Source organism: Stutzerimonas kunmingensis, from assembly GCF_002929225.1.
In the GTDB taxonomy this organism is placed as follows: domain Bacteria; phylum Pseudomonadota; class Gammaproteobacteria; order Pseudomonadales; family Pseudomonadaceae; genus Stutzerimonas.
This window is the reverse complement of record NZ_PISM01000014.1, coordinates 512,791-533,316: the sequence shown is the minus strand read 5'-3', so window position 1 is coordinate 533,316 and position 20,526 is coordinate 512,791. Positions and strand designations below refer to the sequence as shown.

The 20,526-nt window shown below is 64.3% G+C and carries 11 protein-coding genes; 7 read left to right on the top strand and 4 right to left on the bottom strand.

All coding sequences use genetic code 11. The features are described 5' to 3' along the window. Nucleotides 1-356 precede the first annotated feature (356 nt). The 3 genes from CW305_RS09100 (at nucleotide 357) to CW305_RS09090 (ending at nucleotide 3,841) form a co-directional block, all read left to right on the top strand. Nucleotides 357-1,700, top strand: coding sequence for an alanine/glycine:cation symporter family protein (locus CW305_RS09100; protein WP_023445343.1), 1,344 nt, complete (start codon nucleotides 357-359; stop codon nucleotides 1,698-1,700). A 140-nt stretch (nucleotides 1,701-1,840) separates the two neighbouring features. Then, on the top strand, nucleotides 1,841-2,341 hold the full coding sequence (tpx, locus tag CW305_RS09095; protein WP_023445344.1) for a thiol peroxidase: 501 nt from the start codon (nucleotides 1,841-1,843) through the stop codon (nucleotides 2,339-2,341). A gap of 312 nt (nucleotides 2,342-2,653) precedes the next feature. Beyond that, nucleotides 2,654-3,841, top strand: a complete 1,188-nt coding sequence (locus tag CW305_RS09090) for an NAD(P)-dependent oxidoreductase (RefSeq protein ID WP_044314488.1) — start codon at nucleotides 2,654-2,656, stop codon at nucleotides 3,839-3,841. Nucleotides 3,842-3,944: 103 nt separating this feature from the next. Here the strand turns inward: CW305_RS09090 and CW305_RS09085 are convergent, their stop codons facing one another. Continuing rightward, nucleotides 3,945-5,411, bottom strand: a complete 1,467-nt coding sequence (locus CW305_RS09085) for a lipid II flippase MurJ (protein ID WP_104097698.1) — start codon at nucleotides 5,409-5,411, stop codon at nucleotides 3,945-3,947. 282 nt (nucleotides 5,412-5,693) lie between these two features. Here CW305_RS09085 and CW305_RS09080 point away from each other — a divergent pair, with 282 nt between their 5' ends. Genes CW305_RS09080 through CW305_RS09065 form a run of 4 tightly spaced genes read left to right on the top strand, consistent with a single transcriptional unit; the run spans nucleotide 5,694 to nucleotide 14,635 of the window. After that, nucleotides 5,694-6,935 (top strand): MdtA/MuxA family multidrug efflux RND transporter periplasmic adaptor subunit, encoded by a 1,242-nt coding sequence (locus CW305_RS09080; protein ID WP_104097697.1) that lies wholly within the window; start codon nucleotides 5,694-5,696, stop codon nucleotides 6,933-6,935. Next, nucleotides 6,932-10,012, top strand: a complete 3,081-nt coding sequence (locus CW305_RS09075; RefSeq protein WP_104097696.1) for an MdtB/MuxB family multidrug efflux RND transporter permease subunit — start codon at nucleotides 6,932-6,934, stop codon at nucleotides 10,010-10,012. The genes CW305_RS09080 and CW305_RS09075 overlap by 4 nt, the downstream gene beginning before the upstream one ends. Nucleotides 10,013-10,040: 28 nt before the next feature. Further along, the gene (locus CW305_RS09070; protein WP_104097695.1) at nucleotides 10,041-13,145 is read left to right on the top strand and encodes an efflux RND transporter permease subunit; all 3,105 of its coding nucleotides are present in this window, start codon (nucleotides 10,041-10,043) and stop codon (nucleotides 13,143-13,145) included. Further along, nucleotides 13,142-14,635, top strand: coding sequence for an efflux transporter outer membrane subunit (locus CW305_RS09065; RefSeq protein ID WP_104097694.1), 1,494 nt, complete (start codon nucleotides 13,142-13,144; stop codon nucleotides 14,633-14,635). The genes CW305_RS09070 and CW305_RS09065 overlap by 4 nt, the downstream gene beginning before the upstream one ends. An 84-nt stretch (nucleotides 14,636-14,719) precedes the next feature. Here the strand turns inward: CW305_RS09065 and CW305_RS09060 are convergent, their stop codons facing one another. The 3 genes from CW305_RS09060 to CW305_RS09050 all read right to left on the bottom strand — a co-directional run bounded on the left by CW305_RS09060 (nucleotide 14,720) and on the right by CW305_RS09050 (nucleotide 20,433). Further along, nucleotides 14,720-15,712, bottom strand: coding sequence for a TRAP transporter substrate-binding protein (locus CW305_RS09060; RefSeq protein ID WP_041013756.1), 993 nt, complete (start codon nucleotides 15,710-15,712; stop codon nucleotides 14,720-14,722). Between the two features lie 171 nt (nucleotides 15,713-15,883). Then, nucleotides 15,884-17,266: an efflux transporter outer membrane subunit gene (locus tag CW305_RS09055; protein WP_104097693.1), complete on the bottom strand. Its 1,383-nt coding sequence runs from the start codon at nucleotides 17,264-17,266 to the stop codon at nucleotides 15,884-15,886. Further along, nucleotides 17,263-20,433 (bottom strand): efflux RND transporter permease subunit, encoded by a 3,171-nt coding sequence (locus CW305_RS09050; protein WP_104097692.1) that lies wholly within the window; start codon nucleotides 20,431-20,433, stop codon nucleotides 17,263-17,265. The genes CW305_RS09055 and CW305_RS09050 overlap by 4 nt, the downstream gene beginning before the upstream one ends. Nucleotides 20,434-20,526 lie beyond the last annotated feature (93 nt).

Genomic DNA, 20,526 nt, shown 5'->3' with positions numbered 1-20,526 from the left:
TCGCTTTCCATGCCATTCCTGGCTCGACTGAGTCGAGCTGTCGGGGTCTGACCGTTCGGTCTGGTTTTCGCGTCGATTCGATCATCGAATCTGGCGCGATTGCCCCGAGCCCAGTGGGCGAATGCAGTGGTAGCATCCACGCTTCCGAACGTCGCGGTCATAACCGCGCAACGCTCTAGCACGAGTCTTGCAAAGCGCTCGCGGACCTCAGAGCAGCGCAAGCTCCAGAGGCGTATCGGAATCGCCGTTACCTGGTCGCTGAAAAACCACCGCCACAAGCGTCATGTTTTTCAACGGCTCCACGGTAGCGCGACCCTAACGCGAGGGAACTCGCCTATAAGAAATAAGGTGCTCGAATGGAATTTCTGAATAACCTCGTCAATAGCGTCAACGGCCTCGTCTGGGGCCCACCCATGCTGGTGCTGATCCTTGGTACCGGTCTGTTCCTGATGATCTTCCTCAAGTTCATGCCGCTGACCCGCATCCCGACCGGCTTTGCGCTGATGTGGCGCGGACGCACCAAGGGTGACGAAGCCACTGGCGAAATCAGCCCTTTCCAGGCGCTGATGACCTCGCTGGCGGCGACCGTGGGTACCGGCAACATCGCAGGCGTGGCCACGGCCATCTTCCTCGGCGGGCCGGGTGCGCTGTTCTGGATGTGGTGCACCGCGCTGGTGGGTATGGCCACCAAGTACTGCGAAGTCGTACTGGCGGTCCACTACCGTGAGAAGGACGACCGCGGCGAGCACGTTGGCGGCCCGATGTACGCGATCAAGAACGGCCTGGGCAAGAAGTGGATCTGGCTGGGTACCGCCTTCGCCATTTTCGGTGGCCTGGCCGGCTTCGGCATCGGCAACATGGTGCAGGTCAACAGCATGGCCCACGCGTTGGAAACCACCTTCTCGGTACCGCTGTGGGCGACCGGCCTGATCACAATGGTGATCGTCGGCCTGGTGATTCTCGGCGGTATTCGCCGCATCGGTGTGGTCGCCGCGTCGCTCGTACCGTTCATGTGCCTGGCGTACCTGATCGCCGCTGCCGTGGTGCTGGTAGTCAATGCCTCGGCCATTCCGGCGGCATTCGACCTGATCTTCACCCACGCCTTCACGCCAATCGCCGCTACTGGCGGCTTCGCCGGCGCCGCGGTCATGGCGGCGATTCGCTTCGGTGTTGCCCGCGGCATCTTCTCCAACGAGGCGGGCCTCGGTACCGCCGGTATCGCTCAGGCGGCCGGCACCACCACCAGCTCGGTGCGCTCGGGCATGATCGGCATGCTGGGTACGTTCATCGACACCATCATCGTCTGCTCGATGACTGGTCTTGCGATCATCTGCACCGGGGTCTGGACCAGCGGCGAAAGCGGTGCGGCGCTGTCCGCGGCAGCCTTCGAGTCGGCCATGCCGGGTATCGGTGGCATCATCCTGACTATCGCGCTGGTGGTCTTCGCCTTTACCACAATCCTTGGCTGGAGCTATTTCGGCGAGAAGTGCTGGGAGTTTCTGGTCGGCACGCGAGCCATCTGGCCGTTCCGCGTGATCTGGGTTCTGGCAGTGCCATTCGGCGCCATTGCCCAGCTCGACTTCGCCTGGTTGTTGGCCGATACCCTCAACGGCCTGATGGCGATCCCCAACCTGGTTTCGCTGTTGCTGCTGAGTCCGGTAGTGGTCAAGCTGACCAAGGAATATTTCGCACGTAGCTGATGTCCGATAGCGACCGGTGCAGGCCAGCCAGCGCTGCATCGGTCGTGCAACAGGAACAAGCCCGTGTCGACCACCCAGGTCGTGGAGCCTGCGCGTTCCACGACCTTTTTTATGCCTGTTCATATCGAGGAGCGAAGCAAATGACTGAAATCACCCTGAAAGGCACACCGATCCAAGTGGCCGGTGACTTCCCCCAGGCCGGGCAGCAGGCCAAGGCGTTCCGCCTGGTGGGCGCTGACCTTTCCGATGTCGAGCTGTCGAGCCTTGCCGGCAAGCGCAAGATTCTCAACATCTTCCCGAGCATCGATACACCTACCTGCGCCACCTCGGTACGCAAGTTCAATGCTCAGGCCAATGCCCTGGAAAACACCGTGGTGCTGTGCATCTCCGCCGACCTGCCGTTCGCGCAGAAGCGCTTCTGCGGCGCCGAGGGGCTGGAGAATGTCATCAACCTGTCCACCATGCGCGGTGCCGAGTTCCTCAAGGATTACGGCGTAGCGATTGCCAGCGGCCCGCTGGCCGGGGTCGCAGCTCGCGCGGTAGTCGTGCTCGACGAACAGAATCGCGTCCTGCACAGCGAGCTGGTCAACGAGATCGGCAGTGAACCGAACTACGAGGCAGCCATCGCCTCGCTTGGCTGATCTGCCTTGCTACGACGAAACGGCGAGTGGCTTTCAATAGCACTCGCCGTTTCGTTTTCTGGCGACAGAAATCCATCGGTTGGTGCGAAACCGCCCGTCGTCGTCAATTAGCGTGAACCCTTCGAGACAACTACTTTCAGGCATGCCGCCCGGCTTCAGCGTCGCGGGTGTGGAGAAGTCTGCAAAAGTGGCAAATAGGCAGCTTTTCAAAAATCTTTTCGCTCAGCTGCTGTCATAGCGCTGATGCCCATTGAATGGATTCAGTTTATGCCTACCTCAGAGATCAAGAAAATCGGTGTTTCCGGAACCGGAATGATCGCCCGCGGCTTCGTGCGGTTAATCAAGAAACACTATCCGGACATGGAAATCTCGCGCGTCCTGACACGCCGACCCCTCTCAACGATGGCTGACTTCCCGTTGGCAGACGTCCTCACCAACTCGCTGGACGAGCTGATCGATCATTCCGATCTGATTGTCGAGTGCAGCGGTGACGTGTTCCATGGGACTTCAGTCATCGAGCGCGCTTTCGAAGCGGGCTTGCAGGTGGTGACGGTCAATGCCGAACTGCAGGTGACCACGGGCTCCTTCCTGGCTGGCAGGGGTTTCCTCACCGAAGCCGAAGGCGACCAGCCAGGTTCGCTTGCGGCCCTGCATGAAGACGCGCTGCAGATGGGCTTTCAGCCGCTGGTGTACGGCAACATGAAGGGCTATCTGAACCATGATCCGTCGCCGGAAGACATGGCCTACTGGGCCAATCGACAGGGGATCAGCGTCGATCAGACCACGTCCTTCACCGACGGCACCAAGGTGCAGATCGAGCAGGTGATCATCGGTAACGGCCTGGGCGCCACCATTACCCGTCAGGGCATGGAGGGGCTGGCCTCGACCAACCTGGACGACAGCGCCAGCCTGCTTGGCATGATGGCCGAGCGAGCAGGGCAGCCAATCGTCGACTACGTCATTCCTTCCGGCTACCCGGCCGGCGGCGTGTTCCTGGTGGGCAGGCACGACGAGGATCAGGCGCAGGCAATCGAGTACTTCAAGCTGGGCCGCGGGCCGTTCTACACGCTGGTGCGTCCGTTCCACCTCTGCTCGCTGGAAGTGGGCAAGACCGTGCGCCGCGTGCTGAATGGCGGTGGTGTGCTGCTCAACAACTCGACCGAACCGACCCTCGGCGTTGCGGCCATCGCCAAGCGCGCCATGAAGCCGGGTGAGCTGATCGAGCGCGGCATCGGCGGTTTCCAGTTCCGCGGCGAGGCGATCAAACTGGCCGAGCACCCGGATCACGTGCCGATCGGTCTGCTGCGCAAGACTGCGCTCAAACGCGCCGTCGAGCCTGGCCAGATCATCACCTTCGACGACATCGACATTCTGCCGAGTCGTGCACTGGATATCGTGCTGGAGCAGCGCAAGCCGCGCATGACCCAGGTCGAGAGCAAAGGGTCGGACTGGACCACACCTGGCATCAGCACCATGGGAATGCTCGCCTTCGGTGGTTGAACGACGCTCAAACAAAGAGGCCGCTGTCTGACGTCAGCGGCCTTTTTGTTTCTGTTGTCGGTGATGATCGAAAGAGCGGCGATGCAGGACCGCCGCGTTGCCGTCAGGCCTTGCGCATGGACCAGTAGCGTGGCTTGAACAGGTCGCGCTCGCCGAGCAAGGTCACGCCGGCGGCGAAACCGATCAGCACCAGGCCGATATAGACGCAGAGTTCGATAAAGCCTTGTGGCTGGGGCACGAAGTGCAGCGCGGCGGCCAGTACCGCTGCTGTCGCGGCCCAGCGCGCGAGCACAGCCACACCGGCGCCCTTGGGCGAGGCGCGATAGACGAACAACCCCATGAACAGCGCCTGCAGCGTGACACCGCTGGAGAAGGCCAGTGCCAGGCCTGCGGCGCCATAGTGCTTGTAAAGCGCGGCATCCAGGGCGACGGTCATGGCCGAGCTGATCAGCGTGATCACCAGAAACAGGCGAACCTGGTGCTGGGCGAGCAGGGCGCGGCCCCAGAGCAGGGCGAGCCCCATCGACGGCAGACCAAGCGCGTAGATGACCATCAGCGAGGCGGTTGCCTGGGTTTGCGTGGCGCCGAACTCGCCGCGCTCGAGCAGTACCGCGACCACCGCTTCCGGGAAGGAGCAAAGCACGACGGTGGCCGGCACGAGGAACAGCAACGTCGCCAGCAGCCCCTTGCGAATCACCGCGGCATGAGCGCTGTGATCCTGCTCGTTCCAGCTGGAGGAGAACTGCGGAAAGAGCACGGAAAGCACGGACATCGCGTACAGCGTCAGCGGGATGGTGACGATGCGGAAGGCGAACGACAGCATGGTGATGCTGCCTTCCTCAAGGAACGAGGCGAACATTCGCTCGGCCAAAATGCACGCCTGCTGAGCGCCAGCGGCCATCAGTACCGGGGCGAATGCCAGGCCGAACTGACTGCCGTGACCTTTTTCCAGCGGTTGCGCCTCTCCCCGCAGGTAATGAATACGGCGGTGCTGCACGACGATCAGGGCCAACTGCGGCAAAAGCATGCCGAGAAAGATCACCATGCCGCTGGGTTCGAACAGCAGAATCCCGATGATGGCCCCGGCATTGAGCAGCAGGGTTCGTGTCATCGGCATGACGAACACGTTGTCCATGTTGAGCAACGCGCCCTGGCAGTACAGCGCGGCCTGTACGCCGATCAGCAGCGCGCCGACGCAGAAGACCAGTTGTCCGTTGGCGACCTGTTCCGGTGTCCAGCCCGGTGCCAGGGCGTTCAGCACCCAGTAGCTGGTCAGCAGTATCAACAGGCAGGCCGCGCCACCGAGCAGCATGATGCGCCAGTAAAGCCAGCGCGCGACCGCCTCGAACAGCGATTGCGACTGGCTGCGCAGCTTCTGCAGGTAAGGGATCATGGCGTCGCGCAAGGCGAGGCCGAGAAAGTTCTCGAAGAACAGCGGCAGGATCAGAGCGACGAAGATGAGGTCCGCTTCCCAGCTGAGGCCGAAGGAGCGGGCGATGAACAGATCGCGAAGAAACCCGAGAAGAAAACTGGCGACGGTCAACGCCAGAATGACCAGCGATACATTCATTCCTTGATCCTTGCTGGCCATCGATGATGGCCCGTTAGCGACACGACAATGTCCGATTCGACGTGCTGGCAGACCACACGGCCTGCTTACAGCTCTTCCCCTCGCAGCTCGGTGCCCGAGAAGAACGCTAAATAGACTTAAGACCCGGCACATGGTTCCGACGCACACCGGCCTGTCTGGGGGCTCTTCATACATGCCGATACGTAAAAATGCCGTAAAGGCACTTTGCGAGCGGTTCGCGACTGCTTATGGTTCACGCTCCTTTTCAAGCGAACCCCGTTCATGATCGTGGCTCATCCTTCTTCCGCGCGTTCCAGCCTTCGTTGGCTGCTCATCATCCTCGCCGTAGCTGCCATCGGGCTGCTGGTCTGGTGGCTGTGGCCTGCACCTCAGGAAACCCCTCAGCGGCCGGGCGGGCGGCCGGGCTTCGGCGCGTTTGGCGGGCCAGTGCCCGTGCGCGTGGCCAAGGTGGAGCAGGGTCAATTCGAGGTCTTCAACAAGGCGCTCGGCAGCGTGACACCGTTGAATACCGTCAATCTGCGCAGCCGGGTCGGTGGCGAGCTGGTCGAGCTGCGTTTCGAGGAGGGGCAGCGTGTCAAGAAGGGCGATCTGCTGGCGGTGATCGACCCTCGCCCATACAAGGTCGCGCTGCAGCAGGCGGAGGGCACCTTGCAGCAGAACCGCGCGCAGCTGAAGAACGCGCAGGTGGATTTCGAGCGCTATCGCGGTCTCTACGCCGATGACAGCATCGCCAAGCAGACCCTGGATACCCAGGAAGCGCTGGTCAGCCAGTACCAGGGCACGCTGGCCGCCAATCAGGCGTCGGTCAACGAGGCGCGCCTGAATCTCGAGTTCACCCAGATTCGCTCGCCCATCGATGGTCGGGTCGGCCTGCGCCAGCTCGATGTGGGCAATCTGGTAGCTGCCAACGACACCACGCCGCTGGTGGTGATCACCCAGACCCAGCCGATGTCCATCAGCTTCACCCTGCCCGAAGGCGAGTTGCTGCCGGTGCTGACGCGCTATCGCCAGGGCGATGAGCTTGCAGTGCAGATCTGGGATCGCGGTGAAAAGATCCAGTTTGGCGAGGGCGTGCTGGAGAGCATCGATAACCAGATTGATGCGACTACCGGCACGCTGCGACTGAAGGCGCGTTTCGACAATGAAGCGGAGCTGCTGATCCCCAACCAGTTCGTCAACGTGCGCCTGCGGGTGGAGACCCTGCGTGACGCCGTATTGATTCCGTCTGCGGCGCTGCAGTTCGGCTCGCGCGGCACCTTCGCCTATGTCGTCGGCGACGACAACAAGGTGGAGCTACGGACGTTGCAGGCCGGGCCTACCAACGGCGCGACCACGGTGGTGCTCGAGGGTTTGAAGGTGGGCGAGCGGGTGGTGATGGAAGGCACCGACCGCCTGCGCGATGGCGCTGAAGTGGAGGTTGTCGGCAGCCAGCGCATGGCCGAGCAGGCTGCGGAAAACCCGGTGCTCGGGGGCGGTGAGGCTGCGGAGCGCGAAGAGCGATGAACATCTCGCGGTTGTTCATCCTGCGACCGGTTGCGACCACGCTGAGCATGATCGCAATCCTGCTGGCAGGACTGATCGCCTACAAGCTGTTGCCAGTGGCGGCATTGCCACAGGTGGACTACCCGACGATCCGTGTGATGACGCTGTATCCCGGGGCCAGCCCCGAAGTCATGACCAGCGCCGTTACCGCACCGCTGGAGCGCCAGTTCGGGCAGATGCCGGGGCTCGAGCAGCTGTCATCCACCAGCTCCGGCGGCGCTTCGGTGATTACCCTGCGTTTCTCGCTGGACGTGGCGCTGGATGTGGCCGAGCAGGAAGTGCAGGCCGCGATCAACGCGGCGAACAACCTGCTGCCCAACGATCTGCCGGCGCCGCCGGTGTACAACAAGGTTAACCCGGCCGACACGCCGGTGCTGACCCTGGCCGTGACGTCCGAATCGCTGCCGCTACCCAAACTGCATGATCTGGTCGACACGCGCATGGCGCAGAAACTGGCGCAGATCAACGGCGTCGGCATGGTCAGTATCGCCGGTGGCCAGCGGCCGGCGGTGCGTATCCGCACCAACCCGGAAGCACTTGCCGCGTACGGCCTTTCGCTGGCCGACGTGCGCTCGCTGATCACCAGCTCCAACGTCAACCAGCCCAAAGGCAACTTCGACGGCCCGACCCGGGTGTCGATGCTCGACGCCAACGACCAGCTGAAGACGCCTGAGGAATATGCCGAGCTGATCCTCACCTACGAGGATGGCGCCGCGCTGCGGCTTAAGGATGTCGCAGACATCATCGACGGCGCCGAGAACGAGCGCCTCGCGGCCTGGGCCAACGACAGCCAAGCGGTGCTGCTCAACGTCCAGCGCCAGCCCGGTGCCAATGTCATCGACGTGGTCGAACGCATCCAGGCGCTGCTGCCGGAAGTGACCGCCAGCATGCCGGCCGGCCTTGATGTGGTGGTGCTCACCGACCGTACCCAGACCATCCGCGCCGCCGTAACCGATGTGCAGCATGAGCTGATGCTCGCCACCTTCCTGGTGGTGATGGTCACCTTTGTCTTTCTCAAGAAGCTCTCGGCCACGGTGATCCCGTCAATTGCCGTGCCGCTGTCACTGGTCGGCACCTTCGCGGTGATGTACGTCTGCGGTTTCTCCCTGAACAATTTGACCTTGATGGCGCTGACGATTGCCACCGGCTTTGTGGTGGACGATGCAATCGTCATGCTGGAGAACATCGCGCGGCATCTGGAGGAGGGCGAGACACCGCTCAACGCCGCGCTGAAGGGCGCGAAACAGATCGGTTTCACCCTGATCTCGCTGACTTTCTCGTTGATCGCCGTGCTGATTCCGCTGCTGTTCATGCAGGACGTGGTCGGCCGGCTGTTCCGCGAGTTCGCCATCACCCTGGCGGTGGCGATTCTGATCTCGCTGGTGGTGTCGCTGACGCTGACGCCGATGATGTGCGCCAAGCTGCTCAAGCCGCAGACGGCCGTCGAGGCCAAGCCTGACTGGGTCGAGCGCCTGATCGGCGGTTACTCGCGCTGGCTGACCTGGGTATTGCGCCACCAGACGCTGACCCTCCTGGTCGCGGTTGCGACGCTTGGCCTTACCGTCGTGCTCTATCTCGCCGTGCCCAAGGGATTCTTCCCGGTGCAGGACACCGGCGTGATCCAGGGCATCAGCGAGGCGCCGCAGTCGATCTCCTTCCGCGCCATGAGCGAGCGCCAGCAGGCACTGGCGCGGGTGATTCTTGCCGATCCGGCGGTGAACAGCCTGTCGTCCTACATCGGCGTGGATGGCGACAACGTCACGCTCAACAGCGGCCGCCTGCTGATCAATCTCAAGCCCCACGGCGAGCGAGACCTGACTGCCAGCGAGATCATCGACCGGCTGCGACCGGAGCTGGCCAAGGTGCCAGGTATCGAGCTGTACCTGCAGCCGGTGCAGGATCTGTCCATCGAGGACCGGGTCAGCCGCACGCAATTCCAGTTCAGCCTCGAGACGCCGGACGGCGAGCTGCTGCAGGAGTGGACGCCGCGGCTGGTCGAGGCGCTGCGCGAGCGGCCGGAGCTGACCGATGTGGCCAGCGACCTGCAAAGCAGCGGCCTGCAGATCTATCTGGACATCGACCGCGACGCCGCGGCGCGCCTGGGCATCCAGGTCGCGGATATCACCGATGCGCTGTACGACGCCTTCGGCCAACGGCAGATTTCCACCATCTTCACCCAGGCCAGTCAGTACCGCGTGGTGCTGGAGGCAGAGGCGGGCAACCGCCTCGGCCCGCAGGCGCTGGAGCAACTATTCGTGCAGAGCGAAGGTGGCACGCCGGTGCGATTGTCGAGCCTGGCGACGCTGGAACAACGCAACGCGCCCTTGCTGATCAACCATATCGGCCAGTTCCCGGCGGTGACCCTGTCGTTCAACCTGGCCAGCGGCGTGTCGCTCGGTAAGGCGGTGGAAGTGATCGAAGCGGTGGAGCAGGAGATCGGCCTGCCGGCCGGCATCCAGACGCGCTTCCAGGGTGCGGCCGAGGCGTTCCGCGCCTCGCTGTCGAGCACGCTACTGCTGATCCTCGCCGCGGTGGTGACCATGTACATCGTGCTCGGCGTGCTCTACGAGAGCTATATCCACCCGATCACCATCCTCTCCACGCTGCCCTCGGCGGCGGTCGGTGCCTTGCTAGCCTTGTTGCTGACCGGTAACGACCTCGGGCTGATCGCAATCATCGGCATCATCCTCCTGATCGGCATCGTCAAGAAGAACGCGATCATGATGATCGACTTCGCCCTGGAGGCCGAACGGCAGCAGGGCATGAGTCCGCAGGATGCGATCTATCGCGCGGCGCTGCTGCGTTTCCGGCCGATCCTGATGACCACGCTGGCGGCGCTGTTCGGTGCGATTCCACTGATGCTGGCATCCGGCTCTGGTGCCGAGTTACGCCAGCCGCTCGGCCTGGTGCTGGTCGGCGGTCTGCTGCTCAGCCAGCTGCTGACGCTGTTCACCACACCGGTGATCTACCTGTTCTTCGACCGCCTCGGCCAGCGCTTCGGGCGTCGCCGCGAGCCGCTGGTGGAGGCTCAAGCGTGAGCCGGCCTGCGATCGTGCGGGGGCGGGCATGAACCTTTCCGCGCCCTTTATCGCCCGTCCCGTGGCGACCATGTTGCTCAGTCTGGCGATCCTGTTGCTGGGTGGCGTCAGCTTCGGCCTGCTGCCGGTATCGCCGCTGCCGAACATGGATTTCCCGGTAATCACCGTGCAAGCCAGCCTGCCCGGCGCCAGCCCGGAGATCATGGCCTCCAGCGTCGCGACCCCACTGGAGCGCTCACTGGGCAGCATCGCCGGCGTCAGCCAGATGACCAGTCGCAGCAGCCAGGGCTCGACGCGGATCATCATCCAGTTCGACCTGGACCGGGAGATCAATGGCGCCGCCCGCGACGTGCAGGCGGCCATCAACGCCGCGCGCAACCTGCTGCCCAGCGGCATGCGCAGCATGCCCACCTACCGCAAGATCAATCCGTCCCAAGCACCTATCATGGTGCTCTCGCTGACCTCGGACGTGCTGGACAAGGCCGAGCTGTACGACATCGGCTCGACCATCCTGGCGCAGAAGCTGTCGCAGGTGTCCGGCGTCGGCGAAATCCAGGTCGGCGGCAGCTCGCTGCCCGCCGTGCGCATCGAGCTGCAGCCGCAGCAGCTGGAGCAGTACGGCGTGTCGCTGGACGAAGTGCGCCAGACCATCGCCAACGGCAACGTGCGCCGACCCAAGGGCATGGTCGAGGACGCGGACCGCCACTGGCAGGTTCGCGCCAACGATCAGCTGCACGAGGCGGCCGACTACACACCGCTGATCATCCGCTACCAGGACGGTGCAGCGCTGCGCCTGGGTGATGTCGCAAAGGTGCGCGATTCGGTGGAGGACCGCTACAACAGCGGCTTCTTCAATAACGAGCAGGCCGTGCTGCTGATCGTCAATCGCCAGGCCGGCGCCAACATCATCGAAACCATCGAGGGCATCCGCCGCGAACTGCCAGCGCTGCAGGCGATCATGCCCGGCAGCGTCGATCTGAACATCGCCATGGACCGCTCGCCGGTGATCCGCGCCACGCTGCACGAGGCCGAACGCACGCTGCTGATCGCGGTGGCGCTGGTCATCGTGCTGGTGTTCCTGTTTCTCGGTCGCCTGCGTACCGCGCTGATTCCGGCGCTGGCAGTGCCGGTGTCGCTGGTCGGTACCTTCGCCGTGATGTACCTGTTCGGCTTCTCGCTGAACATCCTCTCGCTGATGGCGCTGATCCTGGCCGCAGGCCTGGTGGTGGACGACGCCATCGTGGTGCTGGAGAACATCGCCCGGCATATCGACGACGGCATGCCGCCGTTGAAGGCCGCCTACGTCGGCACCCGCGAAGTCGGTTTCACGTTGCTGTCGATGAACCTCTCACTGGTGGTGGTATTCGTCTCCATCCTCTACATGGGCGGCATCGTCGAGCGGCTGTTCCGCGAGTTTTCCATCACCCTGGCGGCGGCGATCCTGGTCTCCCTGCTGGTTTCGCTGACGCTGACACCGATGCTCTGCGCGCGCTGGCTCAAACCGCATCAGCCCGCGCAGGAAGGGCGCCTGCAGCGCTGGAGCCACCAGGCCCATCAGTGGTTGCTGCGTCACTACGACCGGTCGCTGAGCTGGGCACTGCGGCACCGTCGCATCACGCTGCTGAGCCTGCTGGCGACCATCGCGCTGAACGTTGTGCTCTACGTGCAGGTGCCAAAGACCTTCCTGCCGCAGCAGGACACCGGCCAGCTGACCGGCTTTATCCGCGGTGATGACGGCCTGTCCTTCCAGGTCATGCAGCCGAAGATGGAAGTCTTCCGCAAGGCGGTGCTGGCGGATCCGGCGGTGGAGAGCGTGGCGGGCTTCATCGGCGGGCAGGGCGGTATCAACAACGCCTTCATGATCGTGCGCCTCAAACCGCTGAGCGAGCGGAATATCTCGGCGCAGAAGGTCATCGAGCGCATCCGCAAGAACCAGCCCAAGGTGCCTGGCGGGCGCATGTTCCTCATGGCCGATCAGGACCTGCAGTTCGGCGGTGGCCGGCAGAGCAGCTCGGCCTATTCCTACACGTTGTTGGCGAGCGACCTGAACGACCTGCGCACCTGGGTGCCGCGGGTCACCCAGGCACTGTCGGCGCTGCCGGAATTGACCAGCATCGACGCCAATGACGGCGAGGGCGCGCAGCAGATCAGCCTGAAGATCGATCGCGATGCGGCCAAGCGTCTGGGCATCGACATGAGTACGGTGACCACGCTGCTCAACAACGCCTTCAGCCAGCGGCAGATTTCCACCATCTACGAATCGCTCAACCAGTACCAGGTCGTGATGGAGATCGACCCCAGCTACGCGCAGTACCCCGAGGTGCTGGAGCAGATCCACATCATCACCGAGGATGGCCGACGCGTGCCGCTGGCTGCTTTCGCCCGCTACGAGCGTAGCCTGGAGGAAGATCGCGTTAGCCACGATGGACAGTTCGCTGCCGAGAACATCGATTTCGACCTCGCGCCTGACGTCAGCCTCGATCAGGCGACCCTGGCCATCGAGCGCGCGGTAGCCGCCATCGGCATGCCGAGTGAGGTACAGGGCCGCCTCGGCGGCACCGGCAGCGCCTTCGAGAGCACCCAGCAAGGCCAGCCACTGATGATTCTCGGCGCCTTGCTGCTGGTCTACATCGTGCTGGGCATCCTCTACGAGAGCTACATCCATCCGCTGACCATTCTCTCGACACTGCCATCGGCCGGGGTCGGCGCGCTGCTGGCAATTATCCTTACCGGCGACCAGTTCAGCCTGATCTCGCTGCTCGGGCTGTTTCTGCTGATCGGCGTGGTGAAGAAGAACGCGATCCTGATGATCGACCTGGCGCTGCAGTTCGAGCGCAACGACAGGCTGTCGCCCGCCGATTCGATCCATCGCGCCTGCCTGCTGCGTTTCCGGCCGATCCTGATGACCACCATGGCGGCGATCCTCGGCGCGCTGCCGCTGCTGCTCGGCGGCGCGGAGGGCGCCGAGATGCGCCAGCCGCTGGGTCTGACCATCATCGGCGGTCTGCTGCTGAGCCAAATCCTCACGCTCTACACCACGCCGGTGGTCTATCTGTACCTGGACCGCCTGCGTCATCGTTTCAACAGCTGGCGCGGTGTTCGCACCGATGCCGCCCTGGAAAACCCGCTATGAATCCGTCGTCGCTGAACCCCTCATCGCTGAAGCATGCCCTACGGCCCCTCGCGGCTGCCGTGCTGGCCCTGTCGTTGGGCGCCTGTACCCTGGGCCCGGACTATCAACGTCCGGAGCTGCCCGTGGCTACCGAATTCAAACAGGCCGAAGGCTGGAAAGCCGCGGCGCCGGCCGATGTGCTGGAGCGTGGCGAGTGGTGGCGGCTTTATGGCGATGCCGAGCTGGACGCCCTGGTCGCCCGGCTGAATGTCGACAATCAGAACCTGGCCGCGGCCGAGGCCCAGTTCCGTCAGGCCCGGGCACTGGTACGTGGTGCACGCTCGCAGCTGTTCCCGATCCTTTCCGGCAGCGCCGGCGTGACCCGTTCGGCGCAGGGCAGCGGCAGCTCTGACACCAGCGGCGGCTCGTTCGGCAGTGGCGTCAGCGAAAGCTACGAAGCGGGCCTGAGTGCGTCCTGGGAGGCGGATATCTGGGGCCGGCTGCGGCGCAATCTGGAAGCGAACCGCGCCAGCATGCAGGCCAGCGCCGCAGATTTGGCCGCAGTGCGGCTGAGCCTGCAGGCCGAGCTGGTGCAGACCTACCTGCAGCTGCGGGTGATCGACGAACATCAACGCCTGCTCGACCAGACCGTCGCGGCTTACGCACGCTCGCTGCGCTTGACCGAGAACCAGTATCGGGCCGGCATCGTGCCGAAATCCGACGTCGCCCAGGCGCAGACGCAACTCAAGAGCACCCAGGCCCAGGCCATTGACCTGCGCTGGCAGCGGGCGCAGATGGAACATGCGATCGCCGTGCTCATCGGCGTTGCGCCCTCGGAGCTGGATATTGCGGTGCGCGAGGACATCCCGGCGCTGCCAGGCGTGCCGCTGGCCGTGCCGTCACAGCTGCTGGAACGCCGCCCCGATATCGCCGCCGCCGAGCGCCAGGTCATGGCGGCTAACGCCAACATCGGTGTTGCCGAAGCGGCCTGGTACCCGGACCTGACGCTTTCGGCGAGCGGTGGTTACCGTAACAGCAGCTTCAGCGACCTGTTCAGTGTGCCCAACCGTTTCTGGTCGCTCGGCCCGCAACTCGCGCTGACACTGTTGGACTTCGGCAGCCGGCGCGCCGAACTGGAGCGTGCCGAAGCCAGTTATGACCAGACCGTGGCCACTTACCGGCAGACCGTGCTCGATAGCTTCCGCGAGGTGGAGGATTACCTGGTGCAGCTGCGGGTGCTGGAAGAGGAGGCGGTTGTGCAGCGCGAGGCGCTGGAGGCGGCACAGGAGTCTCTGCGTCTGATCGAGAACCAGTACCGGGCAGGCACTGTCGATTTCCTCAGCGTTGCCACGGTGCAGACCACCGCGCTGAACAACGAGCGCACCAACCTGACCCTGCTGGGCGATCGGCTGACCGCCAGTGTGCTGCTGATCGCCGCGCTCGGCGGTGGCTGGGATAGACAGCAGCTGGATCAGCCACCGGCGGCTGCGACTTCGCCGGACGCGCCCTGATTGCGGCCGCGAAGCCAGCACCCCAAAAAAAGCCCTGCCGGATCGGCGGGGCTTTTGCGTTTTATGCGGCGTCGCTTTCGGCGGTCAATTGCGCTGCTTGCGATTGACGGTCTGGGCTGCCTTGATGATGTCCGCGCCGATCACCGGTTCGAACTGTTGCCAAACCGGACGCATCGCTTCGCGCCAGCGCTCGCGCTCTTCCGGGGTCAGGCTGACGATCTCGGTCGTTCCCGCCTGGCGAATGCGCTCGCGGTCGGCCTGATTAAGCTCCTCGGCCTCGCGGTTCACCATGTAACTCACTTCGTCGAGGATGGCTTCCAGCTCGAAACGGATCTTGTGCGGCATGCCCATCCAGAAACGGGTGTTGCTGACCACCATGTAATCGAGCACACCGTGGTCGCTCTCGATGATGTACGGCTGCACGGTATGCATCTTCTTGCTGTAGATGTTCGACCAGGGATTCTCCGCGCCCTGTACGGTGCCGGTACGCAGGGCGTCGTAGACATCGGCGAAGGCGATCTTCTGGGTCGATGCGCCGACAGCACCGAACTGCGCCTCGAGCACGGCCGACGGTTGAATGCGGAAGCTCAGCCCCGAGGCATCGCTCGGCAGGCGTAGCATGCGGGTCGCCGAGAGCTGCTTCATGCCGTTGTGCCAGTAGGCCAGGCCGGTGATGTTCTGGTCTTCCATCGAGCGCAGCAGCTGCTTGCCCTTGGTGCGCTTCTGGAAGCGGTTTACCGCGTCGATATCGTCGAACAGGAAGGGCAGGTCGAATACCTGCAGCTGCTTGGTGTATTGCTCGAACTTCGCCAGTGACGGTGCCAGCAGCTGCACTTCGTTGTTGCGCAATGCCTCCAGCTCCGTGGCATCACCGAACAGCGTCGAATTCGGGTAGACCTCGACGCTTACCTGGCCGGGCAGGCGCTCTTCGGCCAGGCGTTTGAACATCAGTGCACCCTTGCCCTTGGGCGTGTCTTCGGCCACTACGTGAGAAAACTTGATGACGATGGGCTCCGCCTGGGCGAATGCGCTGGTGACCGCCAGCACAAGCCCGGCAAGGGTAATGATCGGCTTCATGAAAGACTCTTTTCTTCTGGTTGGTTGGCAGCGCATCGCGCGGACCAGGGCCTGCGGACGCTTTCGGACTTTCAACCGCTTCTTATGCCAAAGACGGATGACAACCGAAAGCGCCCGGGACCACCAACCGGAAGGGACCTGCACCAGATCACAGTTTGGCCGGCGCGGGGCTCAGCTCTGCCAGCCGCCCCCCAGCGCCTTGTACAGCGCGACGATGCCGCGGTAGACCTCGACCTCCGCCTGCGCCTGGGCGTCTTCGGCAGCCAGGCGCTCGCGCTCGGCGTCGAGCAGCACGAGAAAATCCTCGCTGCCCTCGCGATAGCGAATGCGCGCCTGCTCGGCTGCGGCACGGCTGGCTTCGGACTGGCGCAGCTGTGCCAGCAGGCGCTGCTGCGCATGGCCGTAGTCGCTGAAGGCATTCTGCGACTCCTCCAGTGCCAGCAGCACCTGCTGCTCGTAGGCCGCCAGAGCCCCCTCGGCCTCGGCCTCGGCGCCGCGCAGGCGGGCGCGTACGCTGCCCAGGTCAAACGCCGCCCAGCTGATGCCCGGAGCCACGCTCCACGCCTCGGCTGCGCTGGAACCGAGCTGCGAGCCGCGCCCGGCGATGAAACCGAGAAAACCGGACAGGCTTACCCGCGGAAACAGGTCCGCCGTGGCCACGCCGACATTGGCGGTCGCCGCCGCCAGTTGCCGTTCGGCGGCACGGATGTCCGGCCGGCGGCGCAACAGTTCGCCCGGATCGCCGATCGGCAAGGCCTTGGCAATCGCCGGCAGCTCGCGTGGCGAGAGGTCGACACTGAGCCCGTCGGCGCGCTGGCCAAGCAGCGTGGCGATGCGATTGCGCGCACGCGCCTGCTGGGCCTGCAACTGCGGCAGCGTCGCCTCGGTCGCGGCCAGGCGCGCATCGGCGCGCAGCACGTCGAGGTCGCTGCCCAGGCCGCCGTCGCGCAGCTGTACCGTCAGCTCGCGCGAGCGGCGCTGGTTGTCCAGGTTGGCGCGGGCGATGCGCTCGCGTAGCTGGGCGCCGCGCAGCTGGCCGTAGGCATCGACCAGCTCGGCGATCAGGCTGACCTGCAACTGCTGCAGGTCGGCCTCGGCCGCCTCGGCCTGCGCCTCGCTGGCCTCCAGCCGGCGCTGGATGCGGCCAAACAGGTCCAGCTCCCAGGCCATGTCCAGCCCCAGGTCGTAGCGTTCGATGTCAACCCGGCGATCACCAAAACCCGGCTGCTGCGCCTTGCCGATTTCGGCACCCGCGCCTGCCGTGAGCGTCGGGAAACGGTCATTGGCCGCGTCGTCGCGGATCGCCCGGGCGTTGCCCAGGCGGGCGAAGGCGATACGTAGCTCGCGGTTCTCCGCCAGCGCATGGGCCACCAGGCGGTCCAGGGTGGGGTCCTCGAACTGCTGCCACCAGGCGCCCTCGAAGCGCGCACGGTCGAAGCCGGCCGCGGCAGCCCGCTCGATGCGCGCCGGCTCCGGTTGCGGCGCGCGGTAATCCGGGCCGACCGCGCAACCGGCGATGGTCAGAGCGAGCAGGGAAAGGGTGAAGAACTTCATGCGCGGGCCTCCTTGAATACTGCCTTGCGCGCTTCACGCTTCTCGACGAAGGCGCGAATCACCAGATAGAACACCGGGGTCAGCAGCAGGCCGAAGAAGGTGACGCCGAGCATGCCGCTGAACACCGCGACGCCCATGGCATGACGCATCTCGGCACCGGCCCCGCTGGAAAGCACAAGCGGCACCACGCCCATGATGAAGGCGAAGCTGGTCATCAGGATCGGCCGCAGACGCAGGCGGCAGGCTTCGAGGATCGCGGCCAGCCGGTCCATGCCTTCTTCCTGCTTGTCCTTGGCGAACTCGACGATGAGGATCGCGTTCTTGCAGGCCAGCCCCACCAGCACGATCAGGCCGATCTGGGTGAACACGTTGTTGTCGCTACCGGCCAGGATCACCCCGGTGATCGCAGAGAGCAGCGTCATCGGTACGATCAGGATCACCGCCAGCGGCAGGCTCCAGCTTTCGTATTGCGCCGCCAGCACCAGGAAGGCCAGCAGCACGCAGAGCGGGAAGACGAAGATTGCGGTGTTGCCGGCTAGGATCTGCTGGTAGGTCAGCTCGGTCCATTCGTAGCTCATGCCATTTGGCAACTCAGCCTTGAGCAGACGCTCCATGGCTGCCTCGGCCTGACCGGAGCTGTAGCCCGGTGCGGCGGCACCGTTGATCTCGGCGGTGAGAAAGCCGTTGTAGTGCATCACCCGATCCGGGCCGGCGCTGTCCGTGACGTTGACGAAGGTCGACAGCGGGACCATTTCGCCGCGGTTGTTGCGCACCTTCAGCTGACCGATCTGCTCCGGTGCCAGGCGGAACTTCTGGTCGGCCTGGACGTTGACCTGATAGGTGCGGCCGAAGCGGTTGAAGTCGTTGGCATACAGCGAGCCGAGATAGACCTGCATGGTGTCGAAGATCTCGTCGATCGGCACCCCGTGGGTCTTGGCCTTCTCGCGGTCGATGTCCGCATCCACCTGCGGCACGTTGACCTGATAGCTGGTGAACAGGCCGGCCAGCTCCGGATAGTCGGCGCTCTTGGCGATGACGTTCTGCACCTGGGTGTACAGCTCCTCGTAGCCGAGGTTGCCGCGGTCCTGCACCTGCACGCGGAAGCCGCCGATGGTGCCCAGGCCCTGTACGGGCGGCGGCGGGAAGATGGCGATAAAGGCATCCTGGATCTGTGCGAACTGGCCGTTCAGGTCCGCCGCGATGGCGTTGGCCGAGAGTGACGGGTCCTTGCGCTCATCGAACGGCTTGAGCAGAGTGGAGACGATGCCGCTGTTCGGGCTGTTGGTGAAGCCGTTGATCGACAGCCCCGAGAAGGCCTCGGTGTTTTCCACGCCGGGGTGCTTGCCGGCGATTTCCGACATGCGCTTGATCACGTCCTCGGTGCGGTCCAGCGTGGCGGCGTCCGGCAGCTGGGCGAAGGCGACCAGGTACTGCTTGTCCTGCGGGGGCACGAAACCGGTCGGCGTGCTGGCGAAGCCCATGTAGCCGAGGCCGACCAGTCCGACATAGACCACTAGCGCAATACCGCTGCCGCGCAGTATGCGCCGCACCAGGCCGACGTAACCGTGGCTGGCGCGGTCGAACATGCGGTTGAACGGCGCGAACAGCCAGCCGCCAAAAATCCGTTCAAGCAGACGCGAGAAGCCATCTTTTGGCGCGTCGTGCGACCTGAGGAGCGCAGCGGCCAGCGCCGGGGACAGGGTCAGCGAGTTGAACGCCGAGATCACCGTAGAAATGGCGATAGTCAGCGCGAATTGCTGGTAGAACTGCCCAGTGAGGCCGGAAATGAATGCGGTCGGGATGAACACCGCGCACAGCACCAGCGCCGTGGCGATGATCGGCCCGGTCACTTCCTTCATGGCCTGACGGGTCGCTTCCTCCGGCGACTTGCCGAGGCCGATGTTGCGCTCGACGTTTTCCACCACGACGATGGCGTCGTCCACCACGATGCCGATGGCCAGCACCAGGCCGAACAGCGACAGCGCGTTGAGCGAGAAACCGAGCAGGTGCATGACCGCGAAGGTGCCGATCAGCGACACCGGCACGGCGGCCAGCGGAATGATCGAGGCGCGCCAGGTCTGCAGGAACAGGATCACTACCAGCACCACTAGCACGATGGCCTCGAGCAGGGTGTGCACCACCGCCTCGATGGAGTCGCGCACGAAGATGGTCGGGTCGTAGACGATCTCGTAGTCCACGCCTTCCGGGAAGTCGCGTTTCAGCTCGGCCATGCGTGCGCGCACCGAGTCGGAGATCTCGATGGCGTTCGACCCCGGGCGCTGGAATACCGGAATCGCCACCGAGGGCTGGTTGTTCAGCAGCGAACGCACTGCGTACTGGCTGGAGCCCAGTTCGACACGAGCGATGTCCCGCAGGCGGGTGATCGAGCCGTCTTCGCTGGCGCGAATGATGATGTTCTCGAATTCCTCTTCGGTGACCAGACGACCCTGGGTGTTGATCGACAGCTGGAAGTCTGTCGCGCCCGGTGCCGGCGGCGCGCCCAGAGAACCTGCGGCGACCTGGCGGTTCTGTTCGCGAATCGCGTTGACCACGTCCGATGCGGTGAGGTTGCGCGAGGCGACCTTCTCCGGGTCGAGCCAGACGCGCAGGGAGTAATCGCCCATGCCGAACAGCTGCACATCACCAATGCCATCCAGCCGCGCCAGCTCGTCCTTGACGTTGAGTGCGGCGTAGTTGGACAGGTAGAGCATGTCATAGCGCTGATCCGGCGAGGTCAGGTGCACCACCATGGTCAGGTCCGGGGAGGCCTTGTCCACGGTCACGCCGAGGCGCTGCACCTCGGTGGGCAAGGTCGGCATGGTCCGCGTGACGCGGTTCTGCACTTGCACTTGAGCGTTGTCGAGATCAGTGCCCAGTCCAAAGGTAATGGTTAGGGTCAGCTGGCCGTCGGCGGTCGCCTGGGAGGACATGTAGAGCATGCCCTCGACGCCGGTGATGGCCTGCTCCAGCGGGGATGCGACGGTTTCGCCGATTACCTTGGGGTTGGCGCCGGGGAAGTTGGCGCGTACCACCACCGTGGGCGGGACGACTTCAGGGTATTCGCTGATCGGCAGCTGGAACAGCGAGATAGCCCCGCCGATGAGGATCACCAGCGACAGCACGGCGGCGAAAATCGGCCGTTTGATGAAGAATTGCGAGAAATTCATGGCGCACTCCGGGGTAGGGCGCGCGTCTGGCGCCCTGGCGGATCGATCGGATTGGCGCGGCAGGCGCGCCGGAGTTCAGGTCAGTTGCGGGAG

Excerpts from the sequence above, each read along its gene's own strand:
- CW305_RS09070 (WP_104097695.1), top strand. The coding sequence starts at position 10,041 with ATGAACCTTTCCGCGCCCTTTATCGCCCGTCCCGTGGCGACCATGTTG.
- CW305_RS09065 (WP_104097694.1), top strand. The coding sequence starts at position 13,142 with ATGAATCCGTCGTCGCTGAACCCCTCATCGCTGAAGCATGCCCTACGG.
- CW305_RS09075 (WP_104097696.1), top strand. The coding sequence starts at position 6,932 with ATGAACATCTCGCGGTTGTTCATCCTGCGACCGGTTGCGACCACGCTG.
- CW305_RS09050 (WP_104097692.1), bottom strand. The coding sequence starts at position 20,433 with ATGAATTTCTCGCAATTCTTCATCAAACGGCCGATTTTCGCCGCCGTG.
- tpx (WP_023445344.1), top strand. The coding sequence starts at position 1,841 with ATGACTGAAATCACCCTGAAAGGCACACCGATCCAAGTGGCCGGTGAC.
- CW305_RS09055 (WP_104097693.1), bottom strand. The coding sequence starts at position 17,266 with ATGAAGTTCTTCACCCTTTCCCTGCTCGCTCTGACCATCGCCGGTTGC.
- CW305_RS09085 (WP_104097698.1), bottom strand. The coding sequence starts at position 5,411 with ATGAATGTATCGCTGGTCATTCTGGCGTTGACCGTCGCCAGTTTTCTT.
- CW305_RS09100 (WP_023445343.1), top strand. The coding sequence starts at position 357 with ATGGAATTTCTGAATAACCTCGTCAATAGCGTCAACGGCCTCGTCTGG.
- CW305_RS09060 (WP_041013756.1), bottom strand. The coding sequence starts at position 15,712 with ATGAAGCCGATCATTACCCTTGCCGGGCTTGTGCTGGCGGTCACCAGC.
- CW305_RS09080 (WP_104097697.1), top strand. The coding sequence starts at position 5,694 with ATGATCGTGGCTCATCCTTCTTCCGCGCGTTCCAGCCTTCGTTGGCTG.
- CW305_RS09090 (WP_044314488.1), top strand. The coding sequence starts at position 2,654 with ATGATCGCCCGCGGCTTCGTGCGGTTAATCAAGAAACACTATCCGGAC.